Source organism: Pectobacterium versatile (genome assembly GCF_020166435.1).
Taxonomy (GTDB): domain Bacteria; phylum Pseudomonadota; class Gammaproteobacteria; order Enterobacterales; family Enterobacteriaceae; genus Pectobacterium; species Pectobacterium versatile.
The window spans coordinates 1-24975 of record NZ_JAINZP010000035.1; the positions used below are offsets into that span (position 1 = coordinate 1).

A 24975-nucleotide genomic window follows, 5' to 3' on the forward strand; every position below is an offset into this window, starting at 1 on the left:
AAGATACGGTCTTGTGAGTGCCCACACAGATTGTCTGATTAAATTGTTAAAGAGCAGTGCGTTGTGGCTTTAACCACTTCGCGAGGTGGCGTATATTACGCTTTTCACCTTCAGAGTCAACGCTTATTTTAAAGTGTTTTCTCTTTCTTTATCGACCCTGTTGTGTGTTCACAGCACCGTGTCGATGGAGGCGCATTATAGGGATCCGTTTTCGTTACACAACAACTTTCTTGATCTTTTTTTCTGTTCGCGTGTTTTTCGACCCTTTCGATGAGATCTTACTCGATCCACGCCACTTTTCAGTTGCCGACATCCCATATCTGTCGATATTTTGTCTAATAACGAGTAATCAGTATGTGGCAAATAACTACGAGGCTGTCGATGAGTACAAAAACATTCCGTCGTTATAACGGTATTTCTCCCGTTTTAGGCGAAAGAGTCATGGTCGATCATTCCAGCGTGGTGATTGGTAAGGTAACACTAGGCGATGATGTCGGCATATGGCCTCTTGTCGCCATACGCGGTGATGTTAACTACATTACTATTGGTGCGAGGAGTAATGTTCAGGACGGATCTGTACTTCACATCACCCACTGCTCAGAGAAAAAACCAGAAGGTAATCCACTTATTATTGGTGAAGACGTCACGGTAGGCCATAAAGCGATGCTGCACGGTTGCCAAATAGGAAATCGGGTTTTGGTCGGAATGGGATCAATACTTCTGGATGGAGCGGTTGTTGAAGATGACGTCATGATTGGCGCTGGTAGCTTGGTCCCCCCAGGAAAACGGCTAGAGAAGGGGCATCTATACCTCGGCAGCCCAGTCAAAAAAATTCGACCACTAACACAAGAAGAAATAGAGGGATTGATTTACTCGGCAAACAACTATGTTCGTTGGAAAGATGAATATCTTGCCCAGGACAATGAGTAATAACCTTCATCATCCCATTCTTCAGCAACGATCATTTTTTCCAGTTCATCTTCAAGATCCCATCGATACTCCCTGAACAGTGCCAGCCACCGTTCAGGGCTATCACCGCCATAACGTTGCTGGAGCAGCTCTGCGCTGACTAAACATTCCTGCTGAAAGCCATTCACTAAAACGGGAAAGCGGATCGCCATTACCTTATCATCCCAACTTTCACGATCGGGGAACTGGATCGCCTGATTCATTTAGCAAGATCCTGCTTTAGTAAAGCAATCACTGGCTCCACGTCCGGCATAACACCATGCCAAAGTTTAAACGCATGTGCCGCTTGCCCCACCAGCATTCCCAAACCATCTGCATAATGGAGAGCGCCATGCTGTACGCACCATGACAAAAAGGGCGTCAATTGTGGCAGATAGAACATGTCATAACAGTTCGTTTCCGGAGAAATAAGCTCTGGCGGTAAGTTAGGAACGCTGTTGTCCATACCAGAAGATGTGGCGTTGATAATCAGATCGAAAGACTGACCCTGTAAATCGTCGAAAGCAACAGCTTGAATATCACCAATATCACGGAAGATCTTAGCTAAGACATCGGCCTTGGAAAAGGTCCTATTCGCCAGCACCACTGTACAACCATAGGTCAGCAGGGGTTGGATAACACCCCGCGCCGCACCACCTGCACCAACCAGCAAAACACGATCCAGAGGTTTCACCAGCGCCAATCGTTGCAGATCGCTGAGCAAACCGATGCCATCGGTATTATCACCAAACAGGCGACCGTCATTCAATCTCTTCAATGTATTGACTGCCCTCGCAAGCGCAGCACACTCGCTACACTCATCAGCTTCGGCAAAGGCCCGCTCTTTAAAGGGCGCAGTCACATTCGCCCCACCAGCACCATCACGAAAATACTGGCGCAGCATCTGCTCAAAATTATCCAGAGGCGCTAACACGCGCTGGTACGTCAACGTGATCCCCGTCTGTGCAGCAAATAGCTCATGTATACGAGGTGATTTACTATGTGCAATCGGATTGCCAAAAACCGCAAAAGACGTTACTTCAGACACGTTCCTCTCCAACTTGTCGTTACCCCTGACGAATAAGCTCGCCTGTTAATACATCCCTGATTTCTGATGGGTTCATTCTTCCGCCTACATCCCCAACTAGCACAGGAAAATCATCACCAAACTGCTGAGAGACTTCCTGAGCAGTACGGCAGGGAGGTTGACCACTTAAATTAGCACTGGTCGACACCAACGGTTTACCGTAACGCTGGCACAGTTCCTTGACTAGCGGATGGTCACTAACGCGCACCGCAAGCGAAGAAAATTGCCCTGTTAACCACTGCGGAGTCGTGTGTTTTGCTGGCAATACCCAAGTAACCGGGCCAGGCCATGTGGAAAACATCACAGCCTTCTGCTCATCGGATAACGCACTGTCATCAATATAAGAAGCCAGTTGGCTAAAATCTGCCGCAATCAGGATCAACCCTTTTTGCCAGGGGCGTTGTTTTAACGCCAGCAAGCGATTAACCGCCACTTCACTATCAGGATCGCATCCCAACCCAAATACCGCTTCAGTCGGGTACGCAATAACCTGCTCGTTTTGTAATTCCCGCAAAACGGGAATCATTAGTTCATCAGATACATCACTCATTCTTATCAACTTCTGCCGCTATCGGTTTTCCACATAATTTACTGGCACAAAATAGCTTAATGCCTTGTGCCGTTTTTTTCTCAAACAATAAAGCGTAATGGCAAGAAGGACATTCACCCGCTATCGGCTTATGGTTTAACGTAAACTGGCAATCGGGATAGCGATCGCAAGAATGAAACACCTTGCCGTAGCGAGATTTACGCTGCAACAGCGTGCCTTCATTACACTGTGGACATCGAATCGCCGTTTCATCAGGGCGATCGATAGTCTCGGTATGATGGCATTCGGGGTAATTGCCACAGCCGATGAACATCCCATAACGACCTTGTCGTAAGACCAAGGTCGACTGACAAAGCGGACATTGCTGCCCATCTAACACTTTGACAATATGTCCGTCAGCTTGTGCTTTCAGCGGGCGAATGAACTCACATTCTGGATACGCAGAACAGCCAAGAAATGGGCCGTGCCGACCAGAACGGATAACCAGCACTGACCCACAGTCTGGACATATTTCCTGTTTTTTTTCAGCAAACAGTGCAGGCTTAGCCATTCGAACTGTTATTCCTCTGGCTATTGCACATAACCGTCATTGACCTCAAAGAGTAATTCTTCCATTTGCTGATAAGCATTCTCACAACCAGGCACATTAAAAAGCACCATGAGAATGACCCACTTCAGATCTTCCAGATCAAACTCCTGCGTTTCCAACGCCATGACGCGTTCAATAATCATTTCCCGCGTTTCAAGGTTCAGAACCTGAATTTGCTCAAGGAACAATAAAAAGCCACGACATTCCGCATCAAGACGCAGCGCCTCATCCTGCGTATAGATCCGCATAGCAAGAGGATCGTTCGCTAAATAAAGCGGCGCAGTCTGCCCTTCCTGAATATCGGCCAGTTTTTCCAGCCAACTCAACGCGCTATAGATATCGTTACGATGGAATCCAGCGCGGGTGAGGTCATCAGTTAACGTATCCTGATCGACACGCATTTCAGTTTCATTGTGGATGTAACTCTCAAACAAGTACATGAGTACGTCGAACATGGCCTGCCCTCCTTAATCGGACATAGCCGCCGGGTACTGCTGCGATCCACCCTGCTAACTCCAGCTCTAATAGCTTAGTGACTATCTCTGGCACAGGTTGGCCGGCACGTTCAGCGACAACGTCAACAGGTGTAACCTCATCTCCTACGTTAGCCAACACGTCGGCAAATGGCAATTCGCCATCCTCTTCTTCGTTAGAAATAGTTTGTCCGCTTTGCATCGGTAGCCACTGCAATTCACTCACCAACTGTTCAAGAATATCCTTAGGATGTGTAACCAAGCTCGCCCCTTGCTGGATCAGCCAATGTGTCCCCTCAGTCATAGGGTTACCGATAGGCCCCGGCAGAGCAAAAACTTCCCGTCCTTGTTCCAAAGCATAACGCGCTGTAACCAACGACCCACTGCGGATAGACGCTTCAATGACCAGGACACCCAGCCCTAGCCCACTGATAATACGATTTCTTCTGGGAAAGTTGGTTGGGAAAGGCGGCATAGCGAGGGAAAATTCGGAAACCAGCGCGCCACCATCGCCACAAATACGTTCGGCAAGCTTAGCGTGCCGCTTAGGATAAATATTCTCCAGTCCGCTTCCCAGCACGGCAATGGTTCTCCCTCCCGTATCCAAAGCGGTACGATGAGCAATACCATCAATGCCAACCGCTAGCCCGCTTGTCACCGTGAGTTCATTTGCGGCCAGCTCCTGAGCAAAAAAGCATCCCCAGCGTTCACCGTAAGCACTGCTCCCCCGGCTACCAATAATCGATATTTGTGGCGATGCCAGCAACTCAGGAGAACCAGAAACAAAGAGCAGAAGCGGAAAATCACGAATATTGCTTAGCAGAAAGGGATACAAAGCATCTTCACACGTCACGATATGGTGATTGGGGTAAGACAACCAATTGAGTGTTCCTTCCAGAATCTTACGATCGTAGGTACAAAATTGGGCTATTTGAGCATCAGACAGGCCTAACGCTCTCAAGGCCTCGTTATCGAACGTGTTTAAATCAATAAGCTTTCTGACAATCGCCCGGGCACGCCTGACACCGAGGTGCCGTACGCCCGTCATACGTAGCCAGATTTCCGTTGATAGCATCGGCATCCCTTACTCAACTCTGTTCAGATAAGTACTGCAATTCAGTGCTGATGCTGTCAATCGGGGCAGGAAATGTCTAGAATGAGCGTTAAGACTCTCTCACTATTCAGATACAGATCTAAACATATATGTCAGTTTTACAGGTATTACATTTTCCAGACGAGCGGCTCCGCATCACTGCGCAGCCCGTAAAAGAAGTCAATGCAGATATTCAACGTATCGTGGATGATATGTTCGATACCATGTACGAAGAAGAAGGTATTGGCCTGGCAGCGACACAAGTCGATATTCATCAACGTATTATTGTTATTGACGTCTCTGAAGAACGAGACCAACGACTGGTGCTGATCAATCCCGAGTTGATTGAAAAGAGCGGTGATACGGGCATCGAAGAAGGTTGCCTGTCGATCCCTGAAACGCGTGCGCTGGTTCCTCGTGCAGAGCATGTGAAAGTGCGCGCATTGGATCGTGAAGGTAAAGCGTTCGAACTTGAAGCAAGCGAACTACTCGCCATTTGTATTCAGCATGAAATGGACCATCTGGTTGGGAAACTGTTTATCGATTACCTTTCCCCACTTAAACGCCAGCGCATTCGTCAAAAACTGGAAAAACTGGCTAAGCAGAATAGCCGAGCCCGATAATTTTCATCCTGACAGGAAGCACCGTGTCTGATTCTTTACGCATAATCTTTGCCGGAACCCCTGACTTTGCCGCGCGTCACCTTGACGCGCTTTTATCATCGGGCCATGAGGTCGTTGGCGTTTTCACCCAGCCCGATCGCCCAGCAGGCAGAGGCAACAAGCTCACTCCCAGTCCAGTAAAAGTACTGGCAGAGCAACATAGCATCCCCGTTTTCCAGCCTAAATCTCTGCGGCCGGAAGAAAATCAGGCGATGGTTCAGGCGTTAAATGCCGATGTTATGGTCGTTGTCGCCTACGGCTTAATTCTGCCGCAGCCCGTGTTATCTATGCCTCGTCTTGGCTGCATTAATGTCCACGGATCTCTGTTGCCTCTTTGGCGTGGTGCAGCCCCTATTCAGCGTGCATTGTGGGCTGGAGATAGTGAAACCGGTGTGACGATCATGCAAATGGATGTTGGGCTCGATACTGGCGCAATGCTGCACAAAATTTCGTGCCCTATCCTGCCACAGGATACCAGCGCAACGTTGTACGAGAAACTTGCTGAGCTGGGCCCACGTGGCTTATTGGAAACGCTGGAACAGCTTGCTGATGGTAGCGCTGTCGCTGAAGTACAAAATGACGCCCTTGCCACCTATGCAGAAAAGCTCAGCAAAGAAGAAGCACGCCTAAACTGGCAGTTATCTGCTGAGCAGCTTGAGCGCTGTATTCGTGCTTTTAATCCTTGGCCAGTCAGCTATTTCATCGTCGATGAACAGCCAGTGAAAGTCTGGAAAGCTGAGGTCATCACCAAAGAACATGGCTCACAGCCTGGTACAATCATACAGGCAGACAAGCAGGGCATTCAGGTAGCAACAGCCGATGGCATCTTGAATATTCAGGAATTACAGCCCGCAGGCAAAAAAGTCATGGGCGCGCAGGATCTGCTTAACTCACGTCGTGAGTGGTTCGTTCCCGGTAATACACTGGACTAATCTATTTTTCATACCGGCACCATGCCGGTATATCCTCTCTCTTTTACGTATACGTCATCGCTAACACATGAAAAGCTCATACAATCTACGCAGTATTGCCGCAAAAGTGGTGGGACAGGTTCTGGATCAGGGGCAATCACTCAGTGCCTTATTACCTGTTCATCAGCGTGAAGTCTCCGATAAAGATCGCGCACTTTTGCAAGAGCTTTGCTTCGGCGTATTACGCGTTTTACCGCAGTTGGAATGGTGTATTCAACAACTGATGGCTAAACCTCTGACAGGTAAACAACGCACGCTGCACTACCTCATCATGGTCGGCATCTACCAACTGCAATATACGCGGATCCCGCCACATGCGGCTCTGGCAGAAACAGTAGAAGGTGCTGTGGCGTTAAAAAAACCACAACTCAAGGGGCTGATTAATGGCGTATTACGCCAATTTCAGCGTCAGCAGGAAGAACTGATTCAACGTGAGGCAACTCACTCATCCCACTACCTGCATCCAAGCTGGCTGCTGGCGCGCATTGAGCGTGCCTATCCAAATCACTGGCAAAACATCGTTGAAGCGAATAATCAACGCCCCCCAATGTGGTTACGTGTGAATCGATTACACCACACACGTGAAGCGTATTTAAACTTGTTAGAGCAAGAGGGAATCGAAGCATTTCCTCATGCTGAATACAGCGCTGCGATACGACTTGCTTCTCCCTGTGCGGTCGATCAATTGCCAGGATTTTCTCAAGGGTGGGCAACGGTACAAGATGCATCGGCTCAAGGCTGCGTCTATTGGCTCGATCCACAAGATGGCGAACAGATCCTCGATCTCTGCGCTGCACCCGGTGGAAAAACGACACACATTTTAGAAGCGGCACCAAAATCTCATGTACTCGCTGTCGATGTAGATGAAACACGTTTAGGCCGAGTAAAAGAAAATTTACTGCGGTTACAAATGCATGCCGAAGTAAAACAAGGCGATGGACGTTACCCCGATTCATGGTGCGAAGGGCGTGTGTTTGATCGTATTCTGTTGGATGCCCCATGCTCAGCCACGGGTGTGATTCGTCGTCATCCTGATATTAAGTGGTTACGCCGAGACAGAGATATTGAAGAGCTGGTTGCGCTACAAAAAGAGATCCTTGATGCCATCTGGCCACATCTCAAAACCGGCGGCACAATGGTCTATGCTACTTGCTCCATCCTGCCGCAAGAAAATGCTCAACAAGTTACGGATTTCCTAACTCGCCATGCCGATGCAAAACTGGTTGATACAGGTACAAGAGAAATGCCAGGTATACAGATGCTTCCCCATGCCGATAGTGGCGATGGCTTCTTTTATGCGAAGCTGGTAAAAAACTGATATTGAACCCAGTATTGTCTGCAACAGACAGCAATTAATAAACGGCATGGCTTATTATGAAAATTATCATTCTTGGCGCGGGTCAGGTCGGCGGAACACTGGCGGAAAATTTAGCGGGTGAAAACAATGACATCACTGTCGTTGATACTGATGCTAATCGGTTACGCCAGCTTCAGGATAAGTTTGACCTGCGTGTCGTTACGGGCTATGCCTCTCATCCGCGAGTGCTGCGTGAAGCAGGGGCAGAAGATGCCGATATGCTGGTCGCCGTTACCAATTCAGATGAAACGAATATGGTAGCCTGCCAGATTGCTTATTCTCTTTTTAAAACCCCAAACCGGATTGCACGCATTCGCGCCGCTGAATACATTCGTGAATCAGAACAGCTGTTTTTACCAGAAGCGGTTCCCATCGATCACTTGATCTCCCCAGAACAGTTGGTGATCGATAACATTTACAAACTGATCGAATATCCCGGAGCACTTCAGGTCGTTAACTTCGCTGAAGGTAAAGTGAGTCTTGCCGCAGTTAATGCCTACTATGGCGGCCCACTAGTGGGTAATGCCCTTACCTCCCTACGCGAACACATTCCCCACGTAGATACCCGCGTTGCGGCTATTTTTCGTCACGATCGCCCGATTCGCCCACAGGGATCCACCATCATCGAAGCTGGAGATGAAGTGTTTTTTGTCGCCGCTTCGCAGCATATTCGTGCGGTGATGAGCGAATTGCAACGCCTTGAAAAACCCTATAAAAGGATCATGATCGTTGGTGGCGGGAATGTCGGTGCAGGGTTAGCGCAGCGGTTAGAAAAAGATTACAGCATTAAGTTGATAGAACGAAATGCAGACCGAGCTGTGGAACTGGCTGAGCTTCTGCAAAATACGGTCGTATTCCATGGTGATGCTTCAGATCAAGAGCTCCTCGCCGAAGAACATATCGAGCAGATCGATGTATTCATCGCCATTACCAACGATGACGAAGCGAATATCATGTCAGCTATGCTGGCTAAACGCATGGGCGCGAAAAAAGTAATGGTGCTTATCCAGCGCCGAGCTTATGTCGATCTGGTTCAGGGCAGCGTCATCGATGTCGCAATATCTCCACAGCAGGCAACAATTTCTGCGCTACTTAGCCACGTCCGTAAAGCGGATATCGTAAGCGTATCCTCTTTACGTCGTGGTGTAGCTGAAGCAATTGAGGCCATCGCCCACGGAGATGAGGGCACATCAAAAGTTGTCGGCAGAATGATCGAAGATATTAAGCTTCCACCCGGTACCACTATAGGCGCAATTGTTCGCGGTGATGACGTCATCATTGCCAACGCAAATAGTAAAATTGAGCAAGGTGACCATGTCATCATGTTCTTGGCTGACAAGAAATTTGTACCTGATGTTGAACGTCTATTTCAACCGAGTCCCTTCTTTTTGTAATGTGGGAACACATTTATTGCTGATCGATAATCTGGCAAAGATGAGGCTATTGGTTAGAATTAATTTATAATTTTTGGCAAGGAGAACGGATATGAGTATCATTAAAGAATTCAGAGAGTTTGCCATGCGTGGCAACGTTGTCGATTTGGCGGTGGGTGTCATTATTGGTGCAGCTTTCGGCAAGATCGTTTCTTCTCTGGTATCAGATATTATTATGCCGCCACTTGGACTTTTGATTGGTGGGGTCGATTTTAAACAATTCAGCCTTATTCTTCGTGACGCCCAAGGTGAAATTCCCGCCGTTGTCATGAACTATGGCGCTTTCATCCAGAATATTTTCGACTTTATCATCGTCGCTTTCGCGATTTTTATAGCGATCAAGCTTATGAATAAAATGCGTCGGAAACAGGAAGATACGCCTGCCGCACCGCCAAAACCTAGCGCAGAAGAGAAGCTATTAGCTGAAATTCGCGATTTACTTAAAGAACAGCAGCCCAAACAGTAAAAATTGAGTTTCTATTAGACCTCTGCTTCATTACGCAGAAAGTAGAAAGGCCAGAGGTAAATAATCATTTGATTGCTTACCACTGGCCTCCCAATTACCTTTCTTCATGTGCTTCTCTTTTCTACGATAACTTCCCTTCCCTTTTTCATTCACTTCAATTCGTTGGCGAAACAGTGGGTCATGTAGCAATGCCTCAATGGCGTTGTCTTGGATTTTCCCACGTTTATGTCGGTATGTGGTCATCATTACTCCTAAGAAACTCGGGTTGGTATGTACATCAATAAAACATGCAGAGTATATAGTCGAAATGGGTAGATGAGAACAGGTGGGATATATTTTTCAACTCACTCAGACACAGGTAGTTGCTCACCATGTATATTTATGCGAAAGCATGATTTATTTCAGATATAAAAAAACCGGGTTTCCCCGGTTTTTTTACGCTCTTACAGATTACTCTGCAGTAGCAACTTCTTCTGTCTGCGAAACTGAGCGATCAACGAGCTCGATGTATGCCATCGGCGCATTGTCACCAGCACGGAAGCCACACTTCAGAATACGAGTGTAACCACCGGCACGGCTCGCGAAACGCGGGCCCAGTTCATTAAACAGTTTTGCCACGATCTCGTTATCACGAGTACGGGCGAATGCCAGACGACGATTAGCAACGCTGTCGGTCTTGGCAAGAGTAATCAGCGGTTCAACAACGCGACGCAGCTCTTTCGCTTTCGGCAGGGTCGTCTTGATGATTTCATGACGAACCAAAGAACTAGCCATGTTACGGAACATAGCCTGACGATGGCTGCTGTTACGGTTCAGTTGACGACCACTCTTACGATGGCGCATGACCTTATCCTTCTCAGTAAAACCTTAACCTGTGATCTGGTTACTCATCAGCAATGCTTGCCGGTGGCCAGTTTTCCAAGCGCATGCCCAGAGACAAACCACGGGAAGCCAGTACGTCTTTAATCTCAGTAAGAGATTTTTTACCAAGGTTAGGCGTTTTGAGCAGCTCAACCTCGGTACGCTGTACCAGATCACCGATGTAGTGGATAGCTTCTGCCTTAAGGCAGTTAGCAGAGCGGACAGTCAATTCCAGATCGTCAACAGGGCGCAGCAGAATCGGATCGAATTCTGGTTTCTCTTCTTTAACTTCTGGCTGACGAACATCACGTAAGTCAACAAAAGCTTCAAGTTGTTCAGCCAGAATGGTAGCCGCACGGCGGATCGCCTCTTCAGGATCGATCGTGCCATTGGTTTCCATTTCGATGACTAGCTTGTCCAGGTCAGTACGCTGTTCTACACGAGCTGCTTCAACATTGTAGGCAATACGCTCTACAGGGCTGTAGCAAGCATCAACTAACAGACGACCAATCGGGCGCTCATCTTCTTCCGTATGAATACGGGCAGATGCCGGCACATAACCACGACCACGTTGAACTTTGATACGCATGCTAATAGATGCGTTTTCATCGGTCAGGTGGCAAATTAAGTGCTGCGGCTTGACGATTTCGACATCACCATCATGGATGATGTCGGCTGCAGTCACAGGGCCAATGCCAGATTTATTCAGGGTAAGAATAACTTCATCTTTGCCTTGAACTCTCACCGCCAGCCCTTTCAGGTTGAGCAGGATTTCCAGGATATCTTCCTGTACGCCTTCTTTGGTGCTGTACTCATGCAGTACACCATCAATCTCAACCTCGGTCACCGCGCAACCTGGCATGGATGAAAGCAGAATACGGCGCAGTGCGTTGCCAAGAGTATGGCCGAAGCCCCGCTCTAATGGCTCAAGGGTCACCTTGGCGTGCGTCGAACTCACTTGCTCGATATCAACCAGGCGCGGTTTTAGAAACTCTGTCACAGAACCCTGCATTGTGTCCTCTCTTTGGTACTAAGCTTTACTTGGAGTAAAGCTCGACGATCAGGTGTTCATTAATGTCCGCAGACAGATCGGTACGTTCAGGAATACGTTTGAACACACCTTCCATCTTGGCAGCATCAACTTCCAGCCAAGTTGGCTTTTCACGCTGTTCAGCCAGCTCCAGAGCGGCTTTCACGCGAGATTGCTTTTTCGCTTTCTCACGGATGCTGACTACGTCATTCGGGGATACCTGATAAGAAGCGATGCTAACAACGCGACCGTTTACCATGATAGCTTTGTGGCTTACCATCTGACGTGCTTCAGCACGAGTGGCACCAAAACCCATACGATAAACAACGTTATCCAGACGACCTTCCAGCAGTTGCAGCAGGTTTGCACCTGTGTTGCCTTTCAGACGTGCAGCTTCTTTATAATAGTTACGGAACTGACGCTCCAGAACACCGTAGATACGGCGAACTTTTTGCTTTTCACGCAACTGTACACCATAGTCAGACAGACGCGGTTTACGCGCACCGTGCTGGCCAGGAGCTTGTTCAATTTTACACTTGGAATCGATCGCACGAACACCAGACTTCAGAAACAGGTCGGTGCCTTCACGACGGCTCAGCTTGAGCTTAGGACCCAAATATCTTGCCATTTTCTTTCTCCAACAATCCTAAAAGCGGCGTTATACGCGGCGCTTTTTCGGCGGACGACAACCGTTATGAGGGATCGGAGTCACATCAGTAATATTAGTGATGCGGAAACCAGCCGCGTTCAACGCGCGGATAGTAGACTCACGGCCCGGACCAGGTCCTTTAACCATAACTTCCAGGTTCTTAATACCGTACTCTTTCACTGCTTCAGCACAGCGTTCTGCTGCAACTTGAGCTGCGAACGGAGTGGATTTGCGAGAACCACGGAAGCCGGAACCACCGGCAGTTGCCCAACCTAGCGCATTACCCTGACGATCAGTAATGGTTACGATGGTGTTGTTGAAAGAAGCATGGATATGAGCCACACCGTCAGAGACTTGCTTTCTGACACGCTTACGTGCACGAATAGGTGCCTTTGCCATTATTCAATCACCCCGATTATTTCTTGATCGGTTTGCGCGGACCCTTACGGGTACGGGCGTTAGTCTTGGTACGCTGACCGCGAACCGGCAGACCACGACGATGACGCAAACCACGATAAGTACCAAGGTCCATAAGACGCTTGATGCTCAGGGTAACTTCACGACGCAGATCACCTTCTACAACAAACTTGGCAACTTCGTCACGCAGCTTATCGATTTGCTCTTCAGACAGCTCACTGATCTTAACATTTTCGGCAATTCCTGTTGCAGCACAAATAGCCTGCGACCGAGTTTTACCGATACCGAAAATCGACGTTAATGCAATAACGGTATGTTTATGATCAGGAATGTTAATGCCTGCTATACGGGCCACTATGCACTCCTACAATTTTATACAGCAACACCATTCTGAAAAGCCCGTTTTCAGGATACTCAAATAATGTTGCAGCTACATACAAAAGATTGGCTGGCTAATCTAGCCAGCTCAATCCAACTTTGCAAGAAAAATATGCGAGATAATCAGCCTTGACGCTGTTTATGCTTCGGTTCGGCACTGCAGATCACACGAACGACACCGTTACGCTTAACAATCTTACAGTTACGACATAATTTCTTGACGGAAGCACGAACTTTCATTTTTACTCTCCGTAACTTCTCAAGCTCACCTAATTAACGGTTATAGCCTTTCAGGTTTGCTTTCTTCAATGCAGACTCATATTGACTCGACATCATTAGAGTTTGCACTTGAGCCATAAAGTCCATGATGACGACAACAACGATCAATAAAGATGTACCCCCAAAATAGAAAGGCACTTTCATTGCGTCACGCATAAACTCCGGGATCAGGCAGATAAAAGTAATATACATCGCACCAATCAGAGTAAGGCGAGTCATCACTTTATCGATATACTTCGCCGTTTGCTCTCCCGGACGAATTCCTGGCACGAATGCACCGGACTTCTTCAGGTTATCTGCTGTTTCGCGCGGGTTGAAAACCAACGCAGTGTAGAAGAAACAGAAGAAGATGATTGCAGACGCATAGAGTAACACATAAAGCGGTTGTCCGGGCTGCAAATACAGCGAAATAGTTGTCAGCCAGTTCCAACCGGTACCGCCCCCAAACCAAGATGCAATCGTGGCTGGGAACAGAATAATGCTGGAGGCAAAAATTGCAGGGATAACCCCAGCCATGTTCACCTTCAGCGGTAAATGCGTACTCTGTGCTGCATAAACACGACGACCCTGTTGACGTTTTGCATAGTTAACAACGATACGACGTTGGCCACGTTCAACGAAAACAACGAAGAAGGTTACTGCAAACACTAAAACTGCAACCAACAGCAACAGGAGGAAGTGCAGGTCGCCTTGCCGAGCTTGCTCGATGGTATGGCCAATGGCCGGCGGTAGTCCCGCAACAATACCAGCGAAGATTATGATCGAGATACCGTTACCGATACCACGTTCCGTAATCTGTTCTCCCAGCCACATAAGGAACATTGTCCCAGTAACTAGGCTCACAACAGCGGTAAAGTAGAAAGCAAAGCCTGGGTTTATAACCAAGTCTTGCATTCCAGGCATATTTGGCAAACCGGTAGCAATACCGATCGACTGGAATATAGCCAATACCAAGGTACCGTAGCGAGTGTACTGGCTTATCTTACGACGGCCAGCTTCACCTTCTTTCTTTATTTCAGCCAACGCTGGATGAACCACCGTCAGCAACTGGATAATAATCGACGCCGAAATATACGGCATAATACCCAGTGCAAAGATAGAAGCACGGCTGAGAGCACCACCAGAGAACATGTTAAACATTTCAATGATGGTGCCTCGCTGCTGTTCAAGCAATTTGGCAAGCACAGTGGCATCAATACCAGGAATTGGGATAAAAGAGCCAATACGGAAAACAATTAGCGCACCGATAACAAACAAAAGTCTGCGCTTCAGTTCACCAACTCCGCCTTTAGCACTTTGAAAATCTAATCCTGGTTGCTTAGCCATCTGCTACTTATTCCTCAATTTTACCGCCAGCAGTTTCGATAGCAGCACGAGCACCTTTAGTGACACGCAGACCACGAATCGTTACCGGACGAGCAACTTCACCAGACAGAATCACTTTCGCGAACTCAATCTGAATGCCAATAACATTAGCGGCTTTCAGCGTATTCAGGTCAACCACGTCGCCTTCTACTTTAGCTAAATCAGACAGACGAACTTCTGCCGTGATCATCGCTTTGCGAGAAGTAAAACCGAATTTCGGCAGACGACGATATAAAGGCATCTGACCACCTTCAAAACCACGACGTACGCCACCGCCAGAACGAGAGTTCTGACCTTTGTGACCACGACCACTGGTTTTGCCCAGACCAGAACCGATACCACGACCTAAACGCTTCGGTGCGTGTTTAGCACCTTCGGCCGGAGACAGAGTATTTAAACGCATCTGTTACTCCTCTACTTTAACCATGTAGGAAACCGCGTTGACCATACCGCGAACCGCAGGAGTATCCTCACGTTCAACTGTATGCCCAATACGACGCAGACCCAGGCCAAGCAGTGTCGCCTTATGTTTCGGCAGACGACCGATTGCACTACGGGTTTGAGTAATTTTAATAGTCTTTGCCACGGTCATTACCCCAGAATTTCTTCAACGGATTTACCACGCTTGGCAGCGACCATTTCCGGGGACTTCATATTGGCCAAACCATCAATCGTTGCACGAACCACGTTAATCGGGTTAGTGGAACCATAGGCTTTAGCCAATACGTTGTGAACCCCTGCAACTTCCAAAACGGCGCGCATTGCACCACCGGCAATAATACCGGTACCTTCGGAAGCTGGCTGCATGAACACACGAGAACCCGTGTGAGCACCTTTAACTGGGTGCTGCAGGGTGCCGTTGTTCAGCGCGACATTCATCATATTGCGACGGGCTTTTTCCATCGCTTTCTGGATCGCTGCTGGAACTTCGCGAGCTTTACCGTAACCAAAACCAACGCGGCCGTTGCCATCACCCACTACAGTCAGTGCGGTGAAGCTGAAAATACGACCACCTTTAACGGTTTTAGATACGCGATTTACCGCGATCAGCTTTTCCTGCAGTTCGCCAGCTTGTTTCTCGATGTGAGCCATCTTACACCTCTACCTTAGAACTGAAGGCCAGCTTCACGGGCAGCATCTGCCAGTGCTTGGACTCGACCATGATATTGGAAACCGGAACGGTCGAAAGAGACATCTTTGATGCCTTTTTCTAACGCGCGTTCTGCAATAGCTTTACCTATTGCACTTGCTGCGTCTTTATTACCGGTAGACTTCAGTTGTTCAGCGATAGCTTTTTCTACAGTAGAAGCGGCTACCAGGACTTCAGAACCGTTCGGTGCAATGACCTGCGCATAAATATGGCGTGGAGTACGATGTACCACCAGACGCGTCGCACCCAGTTCCTGGAGCTTGCGGCGTGCGCGGGTCGCACGACGGATACGAGCTGCTTTCTTATCCATAGTGTTACCTTACTTCTTCTTAGCCTCTTTGGTACGCACGACTTCGTCGGCGTAACGGACACCCTTGCCTTTATAAGGCTCAGGACGACGGTAGGCGCGTAATTCCGCAGCAACCTGACCAATAACCTGCTTATCAGCACCTTTCAGTACGATTTCAGTTTGGCTTGGGCATTCTGCAGTAATACCTGCCGGCAGTGCATGCTCTACTGGGTGAGAAAACCCGAGAGACAGGTTAACCACGTTGCCTTTAACAGCAGCACGGTAACCAACACCAACCAGTTGCAGCTTCTTAGTGAAGCCTTCGGTAACACCGATAACCATTGCGTTCAACAGAGCGCGAGTGGTACCCGCTTGGGCCCATCCGTCAACGAAACCTTCGCGTGGAGCGAAAGTCAGAGCGTTGTCAGCTTGTTTCACTTCAACAGCATCATGGATCTTACGACTCAGCTCGCCGTTTTTACCCTTAATCGAAACATCCTGACCGTTGAGTTTTACCTCTACGCCGGCAGGAATGACGACGGGTGCTTTTGCAACACGAGACATTTTTCCTCCCGATTAAGCTACGTAGCAGATAATCTCGCCACCAAGACCAGCCTGGCGAGCTGCACGATCAGTCATAACACCTTTAGAGGTAGAAACAACTGCGATACCCAAACCGGCCATAACTTTTGGCAGCTCATCTTTTCTTTTATAGATGCGCAGACCTGGACGGCTTACTCGCTGAATGCTTTCTACCACTGCCTTGCCCTGGAAATATTTAAGTTCTAATTCCAGAACTGGCTTGGTGTCGCCTTCGATTTTGAAATCTTCAATGTAACCTTCTTCCTTCAGCACGTTGGCAATTGCCACTTTCAGCTTGGAGGAAGGCATGGTGACCGCAACTTTGTTCGCGGCTTGACCGTTACGGATACGGGTCAGCATATCCGCGATCGGATCTTGCATGCTCATCTGTCTTTACTCCCGTGATTCAATTGGTGACAATTACCAGCTAGCCTTTTTCAGACCCGGAATTTCACCGCGCATAGCGGCTTCACGGACCTTGATACGGCTCAACCCGAACTTCCGCAGGAAAGCGTGCGGACGACCAGTTTGGCGGCAGCGGTTACGCTGACGAGACGGGCTGGAATCACGCGGCAGAGTCTGCAGCTTAAGAACTGCATCCCAACGATCTTCGTCGGATGAGTTCACACCAGAGATGATAGCTTTCAATTCCTCGCGTTTAGCGCGGTATTTTTCAGCCAGTTTCACACGAACAACTTCGCGTGCTTTCATGGATTGCTTAGCCATTAGTAACCCTACCTTACTTGCGGAATGGGAAGTTAAAGGCGGCCAACAGCGCACGGCCTTCATCATCGGATTTCGCAGTAGTGGTAATGGTAATGTCCAAACCACGAACGCGATCGACTTTATCGTAGTCGATTTCCGGGAAGATGATCTGCTCACGCACACCCATGCTGTAGTTACCACGACCATCGAATGACTTAGCGGACAAGCCACGGAAGTCACGAATACGCGGTACAGCAATGGAAATCAGACGCTCAAGGAACTCCCACATGCGTTCGCCACGCAGAGTTACTTTACAGCCGATCGGATAGCCCTGACGGATTTTGAAGCCTGCAACAGATTTGCGTGCTTTGGTGATCAACGGTTTTTGACCGGAGATTGCTGCCAGATCAGCTGCTGCGTTATCCAGCAGTTTCTTGTCAGCGATCGCTTCACCAACACCCATATTCAGGGTGATCTTCTCGACCCGAGGGACTTGCATGACAGAATTGTAGCTAAACTCAGTCATGAGTTTTTTAACTACTTCGTCTTTGTAGTAATCATGCAGTTTCGCCATCGTACTACTCCAAATTACTTGATAGTTTCGCTATTAGATTTAAAGAAACGGACTTTCTTTCCGTCTTCGAATCTAAAGCCTACACGGTCAGCCTTACCAGTTGCCGCATTGAAGATTGCAAGGTTAGAAACTTGAATTGCAGCTTCTTTTTCAACGATGCCACCTGGTTGATTCAGGGCCGGAACCGGCTTCTGATGTTTTTTAACCAGGTTAATACCTTCAACAATGACCTTACTAGCAGACAGGACATTTTTTACTTTACCGCGCTTACCTTTATCTTTACCGGTTAGCACAATAACTTCGTCATCACGACGGATTTTCGCTGCCATGATTCGCTCCTTAAAGTACTTCTGGTGCCAGAGAGATAATTTTCATGAACTTCTCATTACGCAGTTCACGAGTTACCGGCCCAAAAATACGCGTACCGATAGGCTGTTCGCTGTTATTGTTTAAAATAACGCAAGCATTACCATCGAAGCGAATGACAGAACCGTCCGGGCGACGAACACCCTTCTTGGTGCGCACCACTACCGCCTTCAGAACATCGCCTTTCTTCACCTTACCGCGAGGAATTGCTTCCTTGATGGTAATTTTGATGATATCGCCGACGCCTGCGTAGCGACGGTGCGAGCCACCTAGAACCTTGATACACATTACGCGACGTGCACCGGAATTATCGGCCACGTTCAGCATAGTCTGTTCTTGGATCATTTTAGTGCTCCGCTTGTCAACTACTACTCTAGGACCCTTTCGGGCCATTAAATACCCCATAATTGAGGGCGCAGCATTATAACACCGCTTCCTTGGTATGGGTAGAAAAAATAAACGGCCCTTTGCAGAGCCGTTTATCATAAGAGAAGAGCGCTACTTTATTACAGAATCGCTTTCTCTACAACGCGAACAAGTGTCCAAGACTTATTTTTGGACAGCGGACGGCATTCGCGGATTTCAACCACGTCGCCGATACCGCATTCATTGTTCTCGTCATGTACGTGCAGCTTAGTCGTACGCTTAATGAATTTACCGTAAAGCGGGTGTTTCACAAAACGTTCGATAGCGACAACCATGGATTTCTCCATTTTGTCGCTTACAACACGACCTTGCAGAGTACGGATTTTATCGGTCATTACGCACCCGCCTTCTCAGTCAGTAAAGTCTTAACACGTGCAATATTGTGACGCACTTGTTTTACCAGGTGAGTCTGTTGCAACTGACCACTGGCAGCCTGCATACGCAGGTTAAATTGCTCGCGCAGCAGGCCGAGCAGTTCAGTGTTCAGCTCTTCGACGCTTTTTTCACGCAGCTCATTTGCTTTCATTACATCACCGTCTTAGTTACAAAGGTGGTTTTGATAGGCAGTTTCGCTGCTGCCAGTTGGAATGCCTCACGGGCTAACTCTTCCGGCACACCGTCCATTTCGTACAGGACTTTACCTGGCTGAATCAAGGCAACCCAATATTCCACGTTACCTTTACCTTTACCCATACGAACTTCAAGCGGTTTCTCGGTGATCGGTTTGTCCGGGAATACACGGATCCAGATCTTACCTTGACGCTTAACAGCACGAGTCATGGCACGACGTGCAGCTTCGATTTGACGAGCAGTCAGGCGACCGCGGCCAACAGCTTTCAGACCGAAAGTGCCGAAGCTAACATCCGTACCCTGCGCTAGACCACGGTTGCGGCCCTTGTGCACCTTACGGAATTTTGTACGCTTTGGTTGTAACATCAGCGACTCTCCTTACTTGCGGCCTTTACGCTGCTGCTTTTTAGGTTGAGCAGCCGGTTTTTCTGGTTGTTCAACGGCAGCCATACCACCCAGGATCTCACCTTTGAAGATCCACACTTTCACACCGATAACACCATAAGTGGTGTGCGCTTCGGAGGTGTTGTAGTCGATATCCGCACGCAGTGTATGCAATGGAACTCGACCTTCACGGTACCATTCGGTACGCGCGATTTCAGCGCCGCCAAGACGGCCACTTACTTCAACTTTAATACCTTTAGCGCCCAGACGCATGGCGTTCTGTACCGCACGCTTCATAGCACGACGGAACATCACACGACGCTCCAGCTGAGAAGTGATGCTGTCAGCAACCAGTTTTGCGTCCAGTTCAGGTTTACGAACTTCTGCGATGTTGATCTGTGCAGGTACGCCAGCGATATCCGCTACGACTTTGCGCAGTTTCTCAACATCTTCACCTTTTTTACCGATCACGATACCCGGGCGAGCAGTGTGAATGGTCACACGGATACTTTTTGCCGGACGTTCGATAACGATACGAGAAACGGAAGCTTTCTCCAGTTCCTTCGTCAGGTATTTACGAACTTTAAAATCGCTGTCCAGGTTGTCAGCGAATTCTTTGGTATTCGCATACCAGGTAGAGTTCCAAGGTTTGACAATACCCAGGCGAATACCATTAGGATGTACTTTCTGACCCATTGCTAGTCTCCAGAGTCTCAGCGATCGGACACAACCACAGTAATGTGGCTGGTACGCTTCAGGATGCGATCCGCACGACCTTTAGCACGCGGCATAATGCGCTTCATGCTTGGGCCTTCGTCAACGAAGATTTTCGCGACTTTCAGATCATCAATGTCAGCGCCATCGTTGTGTTCTGCGTTAGCAATAGCAGACTCCAGCACTTTTTTAACCAGACCAGCAGCTTTCTTGTTGGTGTAGGTCAGAACTTCCAGAGCTTGCGACACTTTCTTACCGCGAATCAGGTCTGCCACCAGGCGAACCTTTTGAGCAGAAGAACGAGCGTGGCAATGTTTAGCGATAGTTTCCATCTCTTCCTCCTACCTTAGCGCTTCTTGGCCTTTTTGTCGGCCGCATGGCCGCGATAAGTACGAGTCGGCGCGAATTCACCCAGTTTGTGACCGACCATTTCATCGGAAACAAACACCGGAACGTGCTGACGACCATTATGGACAGCGATGGTCAAACCGATCATATTTGGAAAGATCGTTGAACGACGGGACCAAGTGCGCAAAGGCTTCTTGTCTCCGCTTTCCACCGCTTTCTCTACCTTCTTCAGCAAGTGCAGGTCAATAAATGGACCTTTCTTGAGAGAACGTGGCATGGTTTATCCTCTAAGATTATTTAGTACGGCGACGTACGATAAATTTATCAGTACGCTTGTTGCTGCGGGTCTTCTTACCTTTGGTCTGGAGGCCCCACGGACTAACCGGGTGCTTACCAAAGTTACGACCTTCACCACCACCGTGTGGGTGGTCGACTGGGTTCATTGCCGTACCGCGAACGGTAGGACGAACACCACGCCAGCGTGCAGCACCAGCTTTACCCAGAACGCGCAGCATATGCTCAGCGTTGCCAACTTCGCCCAGCGTAGCGCGGCAGTCGGATTCGACTTTACGCATTTCGCCAGAACGCAGACGCAGGGTAACGTAAGAACCGTCACGAGCAACGATCTGAACGTAAGTACCAGCAGAACGAGCCAATTGGCCGCCTTTACCTGGTTTCATTTCTACGTTGTGAACCGTTGAACCGACTGGAATGTTACGCATCGGCAGGGTGTTACCCGCTTTAATCGCAGCATCAACGCCAGATTGGATCTGGTCGCCGGCTTTCAGGCCTTTCGGCGCCAGGATGTAACGACGCTCGCCGTCTTTGTACAAAACCAGCGCGATATTCGCGGAACGGTTCGGATCATACTCGAGACGCTCAACAACCGCAGGAATACCATCTTTATTGCGTTTGAAGTCAACCAGACGATACTGCTGTTTGTGACCACCACCGATGTGACGGGTAGTGATGCGGCCATTGTTGTTACGGCCACCGGATTTGCTGTTCTTTTCCAGCAATGGGGCGTAAGGCTTGCCCTTGTGCAGCTCAGGGTTAACCACTTTAACAACGTGGCGACGACCCGGAGATGTCGGTTTACATTTAACAACTGCCATTGTCTTTCTCCTCCGACTTACTCAGCGCCGCCGATGAAGTCCAGATTCTGGCCTTCTTTCAGGGTGACGTAAGCTTTTTTCCAGTCGCTACGACGACCAATACGCTGTCCGTGACGCTTAACTTTACCCTTAACTACTAGGGTGTTTACGTCTTTAACTTCTACTTCGAACAGTTTCTCGACAGCAGCAACGATCTCTGCTTTAGTCGCGTCTTTAGCAACTTTGAGAACGATGGTGTTAGTTTTTTCCATCGCGGTAGATGCTTTTTCAGATACGTGCGGCGCGCGCAGTACTTTCAGCAGACGTTCTTCACGGATCATGCCAGCATCTCCTCAACTTGCTTAACTGCATCAGCAGTCATAACGACTTTGTCGAAGGCGATCAAGCTAACTGGGTCGATACCTGCTGCATCACGCACGTCAACCTTGTACAGGTTACGAGCGGCCAGGAACAGATTCTCATCCAGTTCACCGGTGATGATCAACACGTCTTCCAGTGCCATTTCTTTCAGTTTCTGCGCCAGCAACTTAGTTTTCGGTGCTTCTACAGAGAACGTCTCGACAACGATCAGACGATCTTGACGTACCAATTCGGACAGAATGCTTTTCAGCGCGCCGCGGTACATCTTTTTGTTAACTTTCTGACTGTGGTCCTGTGGCTTAGCAGCGAAGGTCACACCACCGGAACGCCAGATCGGGCTCTTAACAGAACCAGAACGCGCACGGCCAGTACCTTTCTGACGCCAAGGTTTTTTACCGGAACCGGTTACTTCAGCACGGGTCTTCTGGGCGCGAGTACCTTGACGGGCACCTGCTGCATAAGCAACAACAACCTGATGTACCAGCGCTTCGTTGAAATCACGACCGAAGGTAGTTTCGGAAACAGTCAGCGCGCTTTGCGCGTCTTTCAATACTAATTCCATTGCTATCTCCTCACGCCTTCACAGCTGGTTTAACGATCAGGTCGCTACCCGTAGCTCCCGGAACAGCACCTTTAACCAGCAGCAGGTTGCGCTCAGCGTCAACACGCACTACGTCCAGGCTCTGAACGGTTACACGTTCGTTACCCAGCTGGCCTGCCATTTTCTTGCCTTTAAACACTTTGCCCGGAGTCTGGTTCTGACCGATAGAACCCGGAACGCGGTGGGACAAGGAGTTACCGTGAGTAGCATCCTGAGTACGGAAATTCCAGCGCTTAACTGTGCCAGCAAAACCTTTACCTTTAGATGTACCAGTAACGTCTACTTTTTTAACGTCTGCGAAAATTTCGACACTGATGCTCTGACCTACAGTGAACTCTTCGCCTTCAGAAAGACGGAATTCACGCAGAGTACGGCCAGCTTCTACGCCAGCTTTAGCAAAGTGACCTGCTTCTGGCTTAGTAACACGGCTTGCTTTTTTAGCACCAGTAGTTACTTGCACAGCGCGGTAACCGTCGTTAGCCAGGTCTTTAACCTGAGTTACGCGGTTTGCTTCAATTTCGATAACGGTTACGGGGATAGATACGCCATCTTCAGTGAAGATACGGGTCATGCCCACTTTTTTACCGACTAAACCAATCATTGTTTCAACCTCTCAATCGCTCAATGACCTGATTAACCCAGGCTGATCTGCACGTCTACACCAGCAGCCAGATCCAGACGCATCAGAGCATCAACGGTTTTCTCGGTTGGCTCAACGATGTCAACCAGACGCTTGTGAGTGCGAATCTCGTACTGATCGCGCGCATCTTTATTGACGTGCGGAGAAATCAGAACGGTAAATCGCTCTTTGCGGGTCGGCAGCGGGATCGGACCACGTACTTGCGCACCAGTGCGCTTAGCAGTCTCGACGATTTCCGCAGTTGATTGATCAATCAGACGATGATCAAACGCTTTCAGGCGGATACGGATTCTTTGGTTCTGCATGAGACCAGAGCTCCAATTATTTATAAACGTAAATAATTACTCCTCACACCCATTTCGATTGATGGGGGAGTGTAATCGTCAGCACATAACCCCCATATCGGGAGTATTGTTTTGGGCAATAAATGAATATTGACCGCCTGATTCGGATTGAATCAGGCTTACCTAGTTTCGGTAAGCTCGCGCATTATACGCAAATTGGCAGGGGAAGCAACAAGCGGGATGAAATGATTTTAAATCCGGCCGGACGATGTGTGCGACGCCAGCCGGATTGGGGATAACAGTACATAGCATCGTACCTGCTATGTTACTCAGCTTTTAGCTGAGCTTGAAGATAGTTTTGTATGCCAAGACGTGAAATCAAATCTAATTCTGTTTCCAGCCAGTCTATGTGGCCTTCTTCATCGGCAAGAATTTCTATCATTAAATCCCTACTGACGTAGTCATGCACTGACCCAGCATAGGCAATTGCCTCACGCAAATTCTTTGCGCCATCCAATTCAAGTTGAAGATCCGAATGTAAGATTTCTTCAACATTTTCACCAATATTTAACTTACCCAAATCCTGTAGATTCGGGATGCCTTCAAGAAATAGGATTCGTTCAATGTAGCGATCAGCGTGCTTCATTTCGTCAATGGATTCATGATATTCGTGATCGTTTAGACGGGTTAAGCCCCAGTTTTTAAACATTCGGGCATGAAGAAAATATTGGTTAATGGCTACCAGCTCGTTGCCCAATAACTTATTCAGGTGTGTGATGACTGTTTTATCGCCTTTCATGACATGCTCCTCAGATCCAGTTCTTAAAGTGTAGAACCGGTCGGCAGAGAGTCAAAAAAACGCCCCTACATTTTATGCTACTTCATGCATGTCAGGGATTTTAGCCTGTTCTTCCTCAAAAATGACACGCGCTTGACGAATACATTTCCCGCAGTCTGTCCCGATAGGAACGAGTTTTCGTAATTGTTGCATAGATTGAGGCTGGTGCTGACGAACAGCATTACGAATGACTTTGTCAGAAATTGCGTTACACAAACAAACATACATACCAGAATGACTCATTGTTATCGCGAGTGTCTTTCACGCTACCTTTCGGGACACTGCAAACAGTATTTGAAACCGCTCCTAGCGATTTTTTAACCAACAAAGTTATTCTAAATAAGAATTATTTTTATTTCAATTTCCATTTAATCATTAAGACGTAAAAAAGGCACCGAAGTGCCTTTTTCATGCATTGAGT

General features: G+C 48.3%; 43 protein-coding genes. 6 read left to right on the forward strand and 37 right to left on the reverse strand.

The features are described 5' to 3' along the window. The first annotated feature begins 381 nt into the window (after positions 1-381). Entirely contained in the window at positions 382-930 is a 549-nt protein-coding gene (locus K7X24_RS21035) for a gamma carbonic anhydrase family protein (protein ID WP_039487936.1), read from the forward strand. On the opposite strand, the gene K7X24_RS21040 is transcribed toward K7X24_RS21035, so the two are convergent. Genes K7X24_RS21040 through dprA form a run of 6 tightly spaced genes read right to left on the reverse strand, consistent with a single transcriptional unit; the run spans position 885 to position 4722 of the window. Then, entirely contained in the window at positions 885-1172 is a 288-nt protein-coding gene (locus K7X24_RS21040) for a DUF1488 domain-containing protein (protein ID WP_224558198.1), read from the reverse strand. The two genes, K7X24_RS21035 and K7X24_RS21040, sit on opposite strands and share 46 nt — an antisense overlap. Further along, positions 1169-1996 carry a shikimate dehydrogenase gene (aroE, locus tag K7X24_RS21045; RefSeq protein ID WP_224558199.1) on the reverse strand — a complete coding sequence of 276 codons (828 nt, stop codon included), beginning with the start codon at positions 1994-1996 and terminating at the stop codon, positions 1169-1171. The genes K7X24_RS21040 and aroE overlap by 4 nt, the downstream gene beginning before the upstream one ends. A 19-nt stretch (positions 1997-2015) precedes the next feature. Further along, positions 2016-2585 carry an L-threonylcarbamoyladenylate synthase type 1 TsaC gene (tsaC, locus tag K7X24_RS21050; protein WP_010309854.1) on the reverse strand — a complete coding sequence of 190 codons (570 nt, stop codon included), beginning with the start codon at positions 2583-2585 and terminating at the stop codon, positions 2016-2018. Then, on the reverse strand, positions 2578-3135 hold the full coding sequence (locus tag K7X24_RS21055; protein WP_010309857.1) for a type I DNA topoisomerase: 558 nt from the start codon (positions 3133-3135) through the stop codon (positions 2578-2580). Before K7X24_RS21055 ends, tsaC begins: the two co-directional genes overlap by 8 nt. Before the next feature lie 20 nt (positions 3136-3155). Beyond that, positions 3156-3629, reverse strand: coding sequence for a DUF494 family protein (locus tag K7X24_RS21060; RefSeq protein WP_010309861.1), 474 nt, complete (start codon positions 3627-3629; stop codon positions 3156-3158). Further along, positions 3601-4722 (reverse strand): DNA-protecting protein DprA, encoded by a 1122-nt coding sequence (gene dprA, locus K7X24_RS21065; protein WP_224558200.1) that lies wholly within the window; start codon positions 4720-4722, stop codon positions 3601-3603. Before dprA ends, K7X24_RS21060 begins: the two co-directional genes overlap by 29 nt. Positions 4723-4850: 128 nt before the next feature. Between dprA and def the strand changes: the two genes are divergently transcribed. The 5 genes from def (at position 4851) to mscL (ending at position 9629) form a co-directional block, all read left to right on the forward strand. Next, positions 4851-5363 (forward strand): peptide deformylase, encoded by a 513-nt coding sequence (gene def, locus K7X24_RS21070; protein ID WP_010304912.1) that lies wholly within the window; start codon positions 4851-4853, stop codon positions 5361-5363. Positions 5364-5386: 23 nt separating this feature from the next. Then, positions 5387-6334, forward strand: coding sequence for a methionyl-tRNA formyltransferase (gene fmt / locus K7X24_RS21075; protein WP_224558201.1), 948 nt, complete (start codon positions 5387-5389; stop codon positions 6332-6334). Between the two features lie 67 nt (positions 6335-6401). Continuing rightward, complete coding sequence (rsmB, locus tag K7X24_RS21080) at positions 6402-7691, forward strand: 16S rRNA (cytosine(967)-C(5))-methyltransferase RsmB (RefSeq protein WP_224558202.1); 1290 nt, start codon at positions 6402-6404, stop codon at positions 7689-7691. Between the two features lie 56 nt (positions 7692-7747). Further along, positions 7748-9124 (forward strand): Trk system potassium transporter TrkA, encoded by a 1377-nt coding sequence (gene trkA, locus K7X24_RS21085; RefSeq protein WP_010304922.1) that lies wholly within the window; start codon positions 7748-7750, stop codon positions 9122-9124. A 91-nt stretch (positions 9125-9215) separates the two neighbouring features. Further along, the gene (gene mscL / locus K7X24_RS21090; RefSeq protein ID WP_010304925.1) at positions 9216-9629 is read left to right on the forward strand and encodes a large-conductance mechanosensitive channel protein MscL; all 414 of its coding nucleotides are present in this window, start codon (positions 9216-9218) and stop codon (positions 9627-9629) included. A 30-nt stretch (positions 9630-9659) separates the two neighbouring features. Here mscL and K7X24_RS21095 read toward each other — a convergent pair whose 3' ends face one another. The 31 genes from K7X24_RS21095 to bfd all read right to left on the reverse strand — a co-directional run bounded on the left by K7X24_RS21095 (position 9660) and on the right by bfd (position 24782). Continuing rightward, positions 9660-9872 (reverse strand): alternative ribosome-rescue factor A, encoded by a 213-nt coding sequence (locus K7X24_RS21095; RefSeq protein ID WP_010286032.1) that lies wholly within the window; start codon positions 9870-9872, stop codon positions 9660-9662. 207 nt (positions 9873-10079) lie between these two features. After that, positions 10080-10472 (reverse strand): 50S ribosomal protein L17, encoded by a 393-nt coding sequence (rplQ, locus tag K7X24_RS21100; RefSeq protein WP_005970246.1) that lies wholly within the window; start codon positions 10470-10472, stop codon positions 10080-10082. Positions 10473-10512: 40 nt separating this feature from the next. Beyond that, on the reverse strand, positions 10513-11502 hold the full coding sequence (locus K7X24_RS21105; RefSeq protein ID WP_005970247.1) for a DNA-directed RNA polymerase subunit alpha: 990 nt from the start codon (positions 11500-11502) through the stop codon (positions 10513-10515). A gap of 25 nt (positions 11503-11527) precedes the next feature. Continuing rightward, positions 11528-12148, reverse strand: coding sequence for a 30S ribosomal protein S4 (rpsD, locus tag K7X24_RS21110; protein WP_010286047.1), 621 nt, complete (start codon positions 12146-12148; stop codon positions 11528-11530). Between the two features lie 30 nt (positions 12149-12178). Next, positions 12179-12568, reverse strand: a complete 390-nt coding sequence (gene rpsK / locus K7X24_RS21115) for a 30S ribosomal protein S11 (protein ID WP_002919257.1) — start codon at positions 12566-12568, stop codon at positions 12179-12181. A 16-nt stretch (positions 12569-12584) separates the two neighbouring features. Continuing rightward, positions 12585-12941: a 30S ribosomal protein S13 gene (rpsM, locus tag K7X24_RS21120; RefSeq protein ID WP_005970252.1), complete on the reverse strand. Its 357-nt coding sequence runs from the start codon at positions 12939-12941 to the stop codon at positions 12585-12587. 146 nt (positions 12942-13087) lie between these two features. Next, positions 13088-13204, reverse strand: a complete 117-nt coding sequence (gene rpmJ / locus K7X24_RS21125) for a 50S ribosomal protein L36 (protein ID WP_002227352.1) — start codon at positions 13202-13204, stop codon at positions 13088-13090. 33 nt (positions 13205-13237) lie between these two features. Beyond that, positions 13238-14569, reverse strand: a complete 1332-nt coding sequence (secY, locus tag K7X24_RS21130; RefSeq protein ID WP_010286083.1) for a preprotein translocase subunit SecY — start codon at positions 14567-14569, stop codon at positions 13238-13240. 7 nt (positions 14570-14576) lie between these two features. Continuing rightward, complete coding sequence (rplO, locus tag K7X24_RS21135) at positions 14577-15011, reverse strand: 50S ribosomal protein L15 (protein WP_010286086.1); 435 nt, start codon at positions 15009-15011, stop codon at positions 14577-14579. Positions 15012-15014: 3 nt separating this feature from the next. Further along, on the reverse strand, positions 15015-15194 hold the full coding sequence (gene rpmD / locus K7X24_RS21140) for a 50S ribosomal protein L30 (RefSeq protein WP_004846568.1): 180 nt from the start codon (positions 15192-15194) through the stop codon (positions 15015-15017). 5 nt (positions 15195-15199) lie between these two features. Next, on the reverse strand, positions 15200-15700 hold the full coding sequence (gene rpsE, locus K7X24_RS21145; RefSeq protein WP_005970257.1) for a 30S ribosomal protein S5: 501 nt from the start codon (positions 15698-15700) through the stop codon (positions 15200-15202). Between the two features lie 14 nt (positions 15701-15714). Further along, entirely contained in the window at positions 15715-16068 is a 354-nt protein-coding gene (gene rplR / locus K7X24_RS21150) for a 50S ribosomal protein L18 (RefSeq protein WP_010286111.1), read from the reverse strand. A 9-nt stretch (positions 16069-16077) separates the two neighbouring features. After that, positions 16078-16611 (reverse strand): 50S ribosomal protein L6, encoded by a 534-nt coding sequence (gene rplF, locus K7X24_RS21155; protein WP_005970259.1) that lies wholly within the window; start codon positions 16609-16611, stop codon positions 16078-16080. A 12-nt stretch (positions 16612-16623) separates the two neighbouring features. Beyond that, positions 16624-17016 carry a 30S ribosomal protein S8 gene (gene rpsH / locus K7X24_RS21160; RefSeq protein WP_005970261.1) on the reverse strand — a complete coding sequence of 131 codons (393 nt, stop codon included), beginning with the start codon at positions 17014-17016 and terminating at the stop codon, positions 16624-16626. 33 nt (positions 17017-17049) lie between these two features. Further along, on the reverse strand, positions 17050-17355 hold the full coding sequence (gene rpsN / locus K7X24_RS21165) for a 30S ribosomal protein S14 (protein ID WP_010286114.1): 306 nt from the start codon (positions 17353-17355) through the stop codon (positions 17050-17052). A 13-nt stretch (positions 17356-17368) separates the two neighbouring features. Beyond that, positions 17369-17908 carry a 50S ribosomal protein L5 gene (gene rplE / locus K7X24_RS21170; RefSeq protein WP_039487909.1) on the reverse strand — a complete coding sequence of 180 codons (540 nt, stop codon included), beginning with the start codon at positions 17906-17908 and terminating at the stop codon, positions 17369-17371. 14 nt (positions 17909-17922) lie between these two features. Next, the gene (gene rplX / locus K7X24_RS21175; RefSeq protein ID WP_005970267.1) at positions 17923-18237 is read right to left on the reverse strand and encodes a 50S ribosomal protein L24; all 315 of its coding nucleotides are present in this window, start codon (positions 18235-18237) and stop codon (positions 17923-17925) included. 10 nt (positions 18238-18247) lie between these two features. After that, the gene (gene rplN / locus K7X24_RS21180; RefSeq protein ID WP_000613954.1) at positions 18248-18619 is read right to left on the reverse strand and encodes a 50S ribosomal protein L14; all 372 of its coding nucleotides are present in this window, start codon (positions 18617-18619) and stop codon (positions 18248-18250) included. Positions 18620-18780: 161 nt separating this feature from the next. After that, entirely contained in the window at positions 18781-19035 is a 255-nt protein-coding gene (gene rpsQ, locus K7X24_RS21185) for a 30S ribosomal protein S17 (protein ID WP_010286161.1), read from the reverse strand. After that, on the reverse strand, positions 19035-19226 hold the full coding sequence (rpmC, locus tag K7X24_RS21190; protein WP_005970272.1) for a 50S ribosomal protein L29: 192 nt from the start codon (positions 19224-19226) through the stop codon (positions 19035-19037). Before rpmC ends, rpsQ begins: the two co-directional genes overlap by 1 nt. Beyond that, entirely contained in the window at positions 19226-19636 is a 411-nt protein-coding gene (rplP, locus tag K7X24_RS21195) for a 50S ribosomal protein L16 (protein WP_005970273.1), read from the reverse strand. Before rplP ends, rpmC begins: the two co-directional genes overlap by 1 nt. A gap of 12 nt (positions 19637-19648) precedes the next feature. Further along, positions 19649-20350: a 30S ribosomal protein S3 gene (gene rpsC / locus K7X24_RS21200; protein ID WP_005970274.1), complete on the reverse strand. Its 702-nt coding sequence runs from the start codon at positions 20348-20350 to the stop codon at positions 19649-19651. 17 nt (positions 20351-20367) lie between these two features. After that, positions 20368-20700 carry a 50S ribosomal protein L22 gene (rplV, locus tag K7X24_RS21205; RefSeq protein ID WP_005970275.1) on the reverse strand — a complete coding sequence of 111 codons (333 nt, stop codon included), beginning with the start codon at positions 20698-20700 and terminating at the stop codon, positions 20368-20370. Between the two features lie 14 nt (positions 20701-20714). Continuing rightward, positions 20715-20993 carry a 30S ribosomal protein S19 gene (gene rpsS / locus K7X24_RS21210; RefSeq protein ID WP_004929772.1) on the reverse strand — a complete coding sequence of 93 codons (279 nt, stop codon included), beginning with the start codon at positions 20991-20993 and terminating at the stop codon, positions 20715-20717. A 16-nt stretch (positions 20994-21009) separates the two neighbouring features. Next, a complete protein-coding gene (rplB, locus tag K7X24_RS21215; protein WP_095700748.1) occupies positions 21010-21831 on the reverse strand; it encodes a 50S ribosomal protein L2 in 822 nt (273 codons plus the stop codon). 17 nt (positions 21832-21848) lie between these two features. Further along, positions 21849-22151, reverse strand: a complete 303-nt coding sequence (rplW, locus tag K7X24_RS21220) for a 50S ribosomal protein L23 (RefSeq protein ID WP_005970277.1) — start codon at positions 22149-22151, stop codon at positions 21849-21851. Further along, on the reverse strand, positions 22148-22753 hold the full coding sequence (gene rplD, locus K7X24_RS21225) for a 50S ribosomal protein L4 (RefSeq protein ID WP_039362752.1): 606 nt from the start codon (positions 22751-22753) through the stop codon (positions 22148-22150). The genes rplW and rplD overlap by 4 nt, the downstream gene beginning before the upstream one ends. A 10-nt stretch (positions 22754-22763) precedes the next feature. Continuing rightward, a complete protein-coding gene (rplC, locus tag K7X24_RS21230) occupies positions 22764-23393 on the reverse strand; it encodes a 50S ribosomal protein L3 (RefSeq protein WP_211045832.1) in 630 nt (209 codons plus the stop codon). A 32-nt stretch (positions 23394-23425) separates the two neighbouring features. Next, positions 23426-23737 carry a 30S ribosomal protein S10 gene (rpsJ, locus tag K7X24_RS21235; protein WP_001181005.1) on the reverse strand — a complete coding sequence of 104 codons (312 nt, stop codon included), beginning with the start codon at positions 23735-23737 and terminating at the stop codon, positions 23426-23428. Positions 23738-24041: 304 nt separating this feature from the next. Then, positions 24042-24515: a bacterioferritin gene (gene bfr, locus K7X24_RS21240; RefSeq protein WP_224558203.1), complete on the reverse strand. Its 474-nt coding sequence runs from the start codon at positions 24513-24515 to the stop codon at positions 24042-24044. 72 nt (positions 24516-24587) lie between these two features. Further along, positions 24588-24782 (reverse strand): bacterioferritin-associated ferredoxin, encoded by a 195-nt coding sequence (gene bfd / locus K7X24_RS21245; RefSeq protein WP_224558204.1) that lies wholly within the window; start codon positions 24780-24782, stop codon positions 24588-24590. Positions 24783-24975 lie beyond the last annotated feature (193 nt).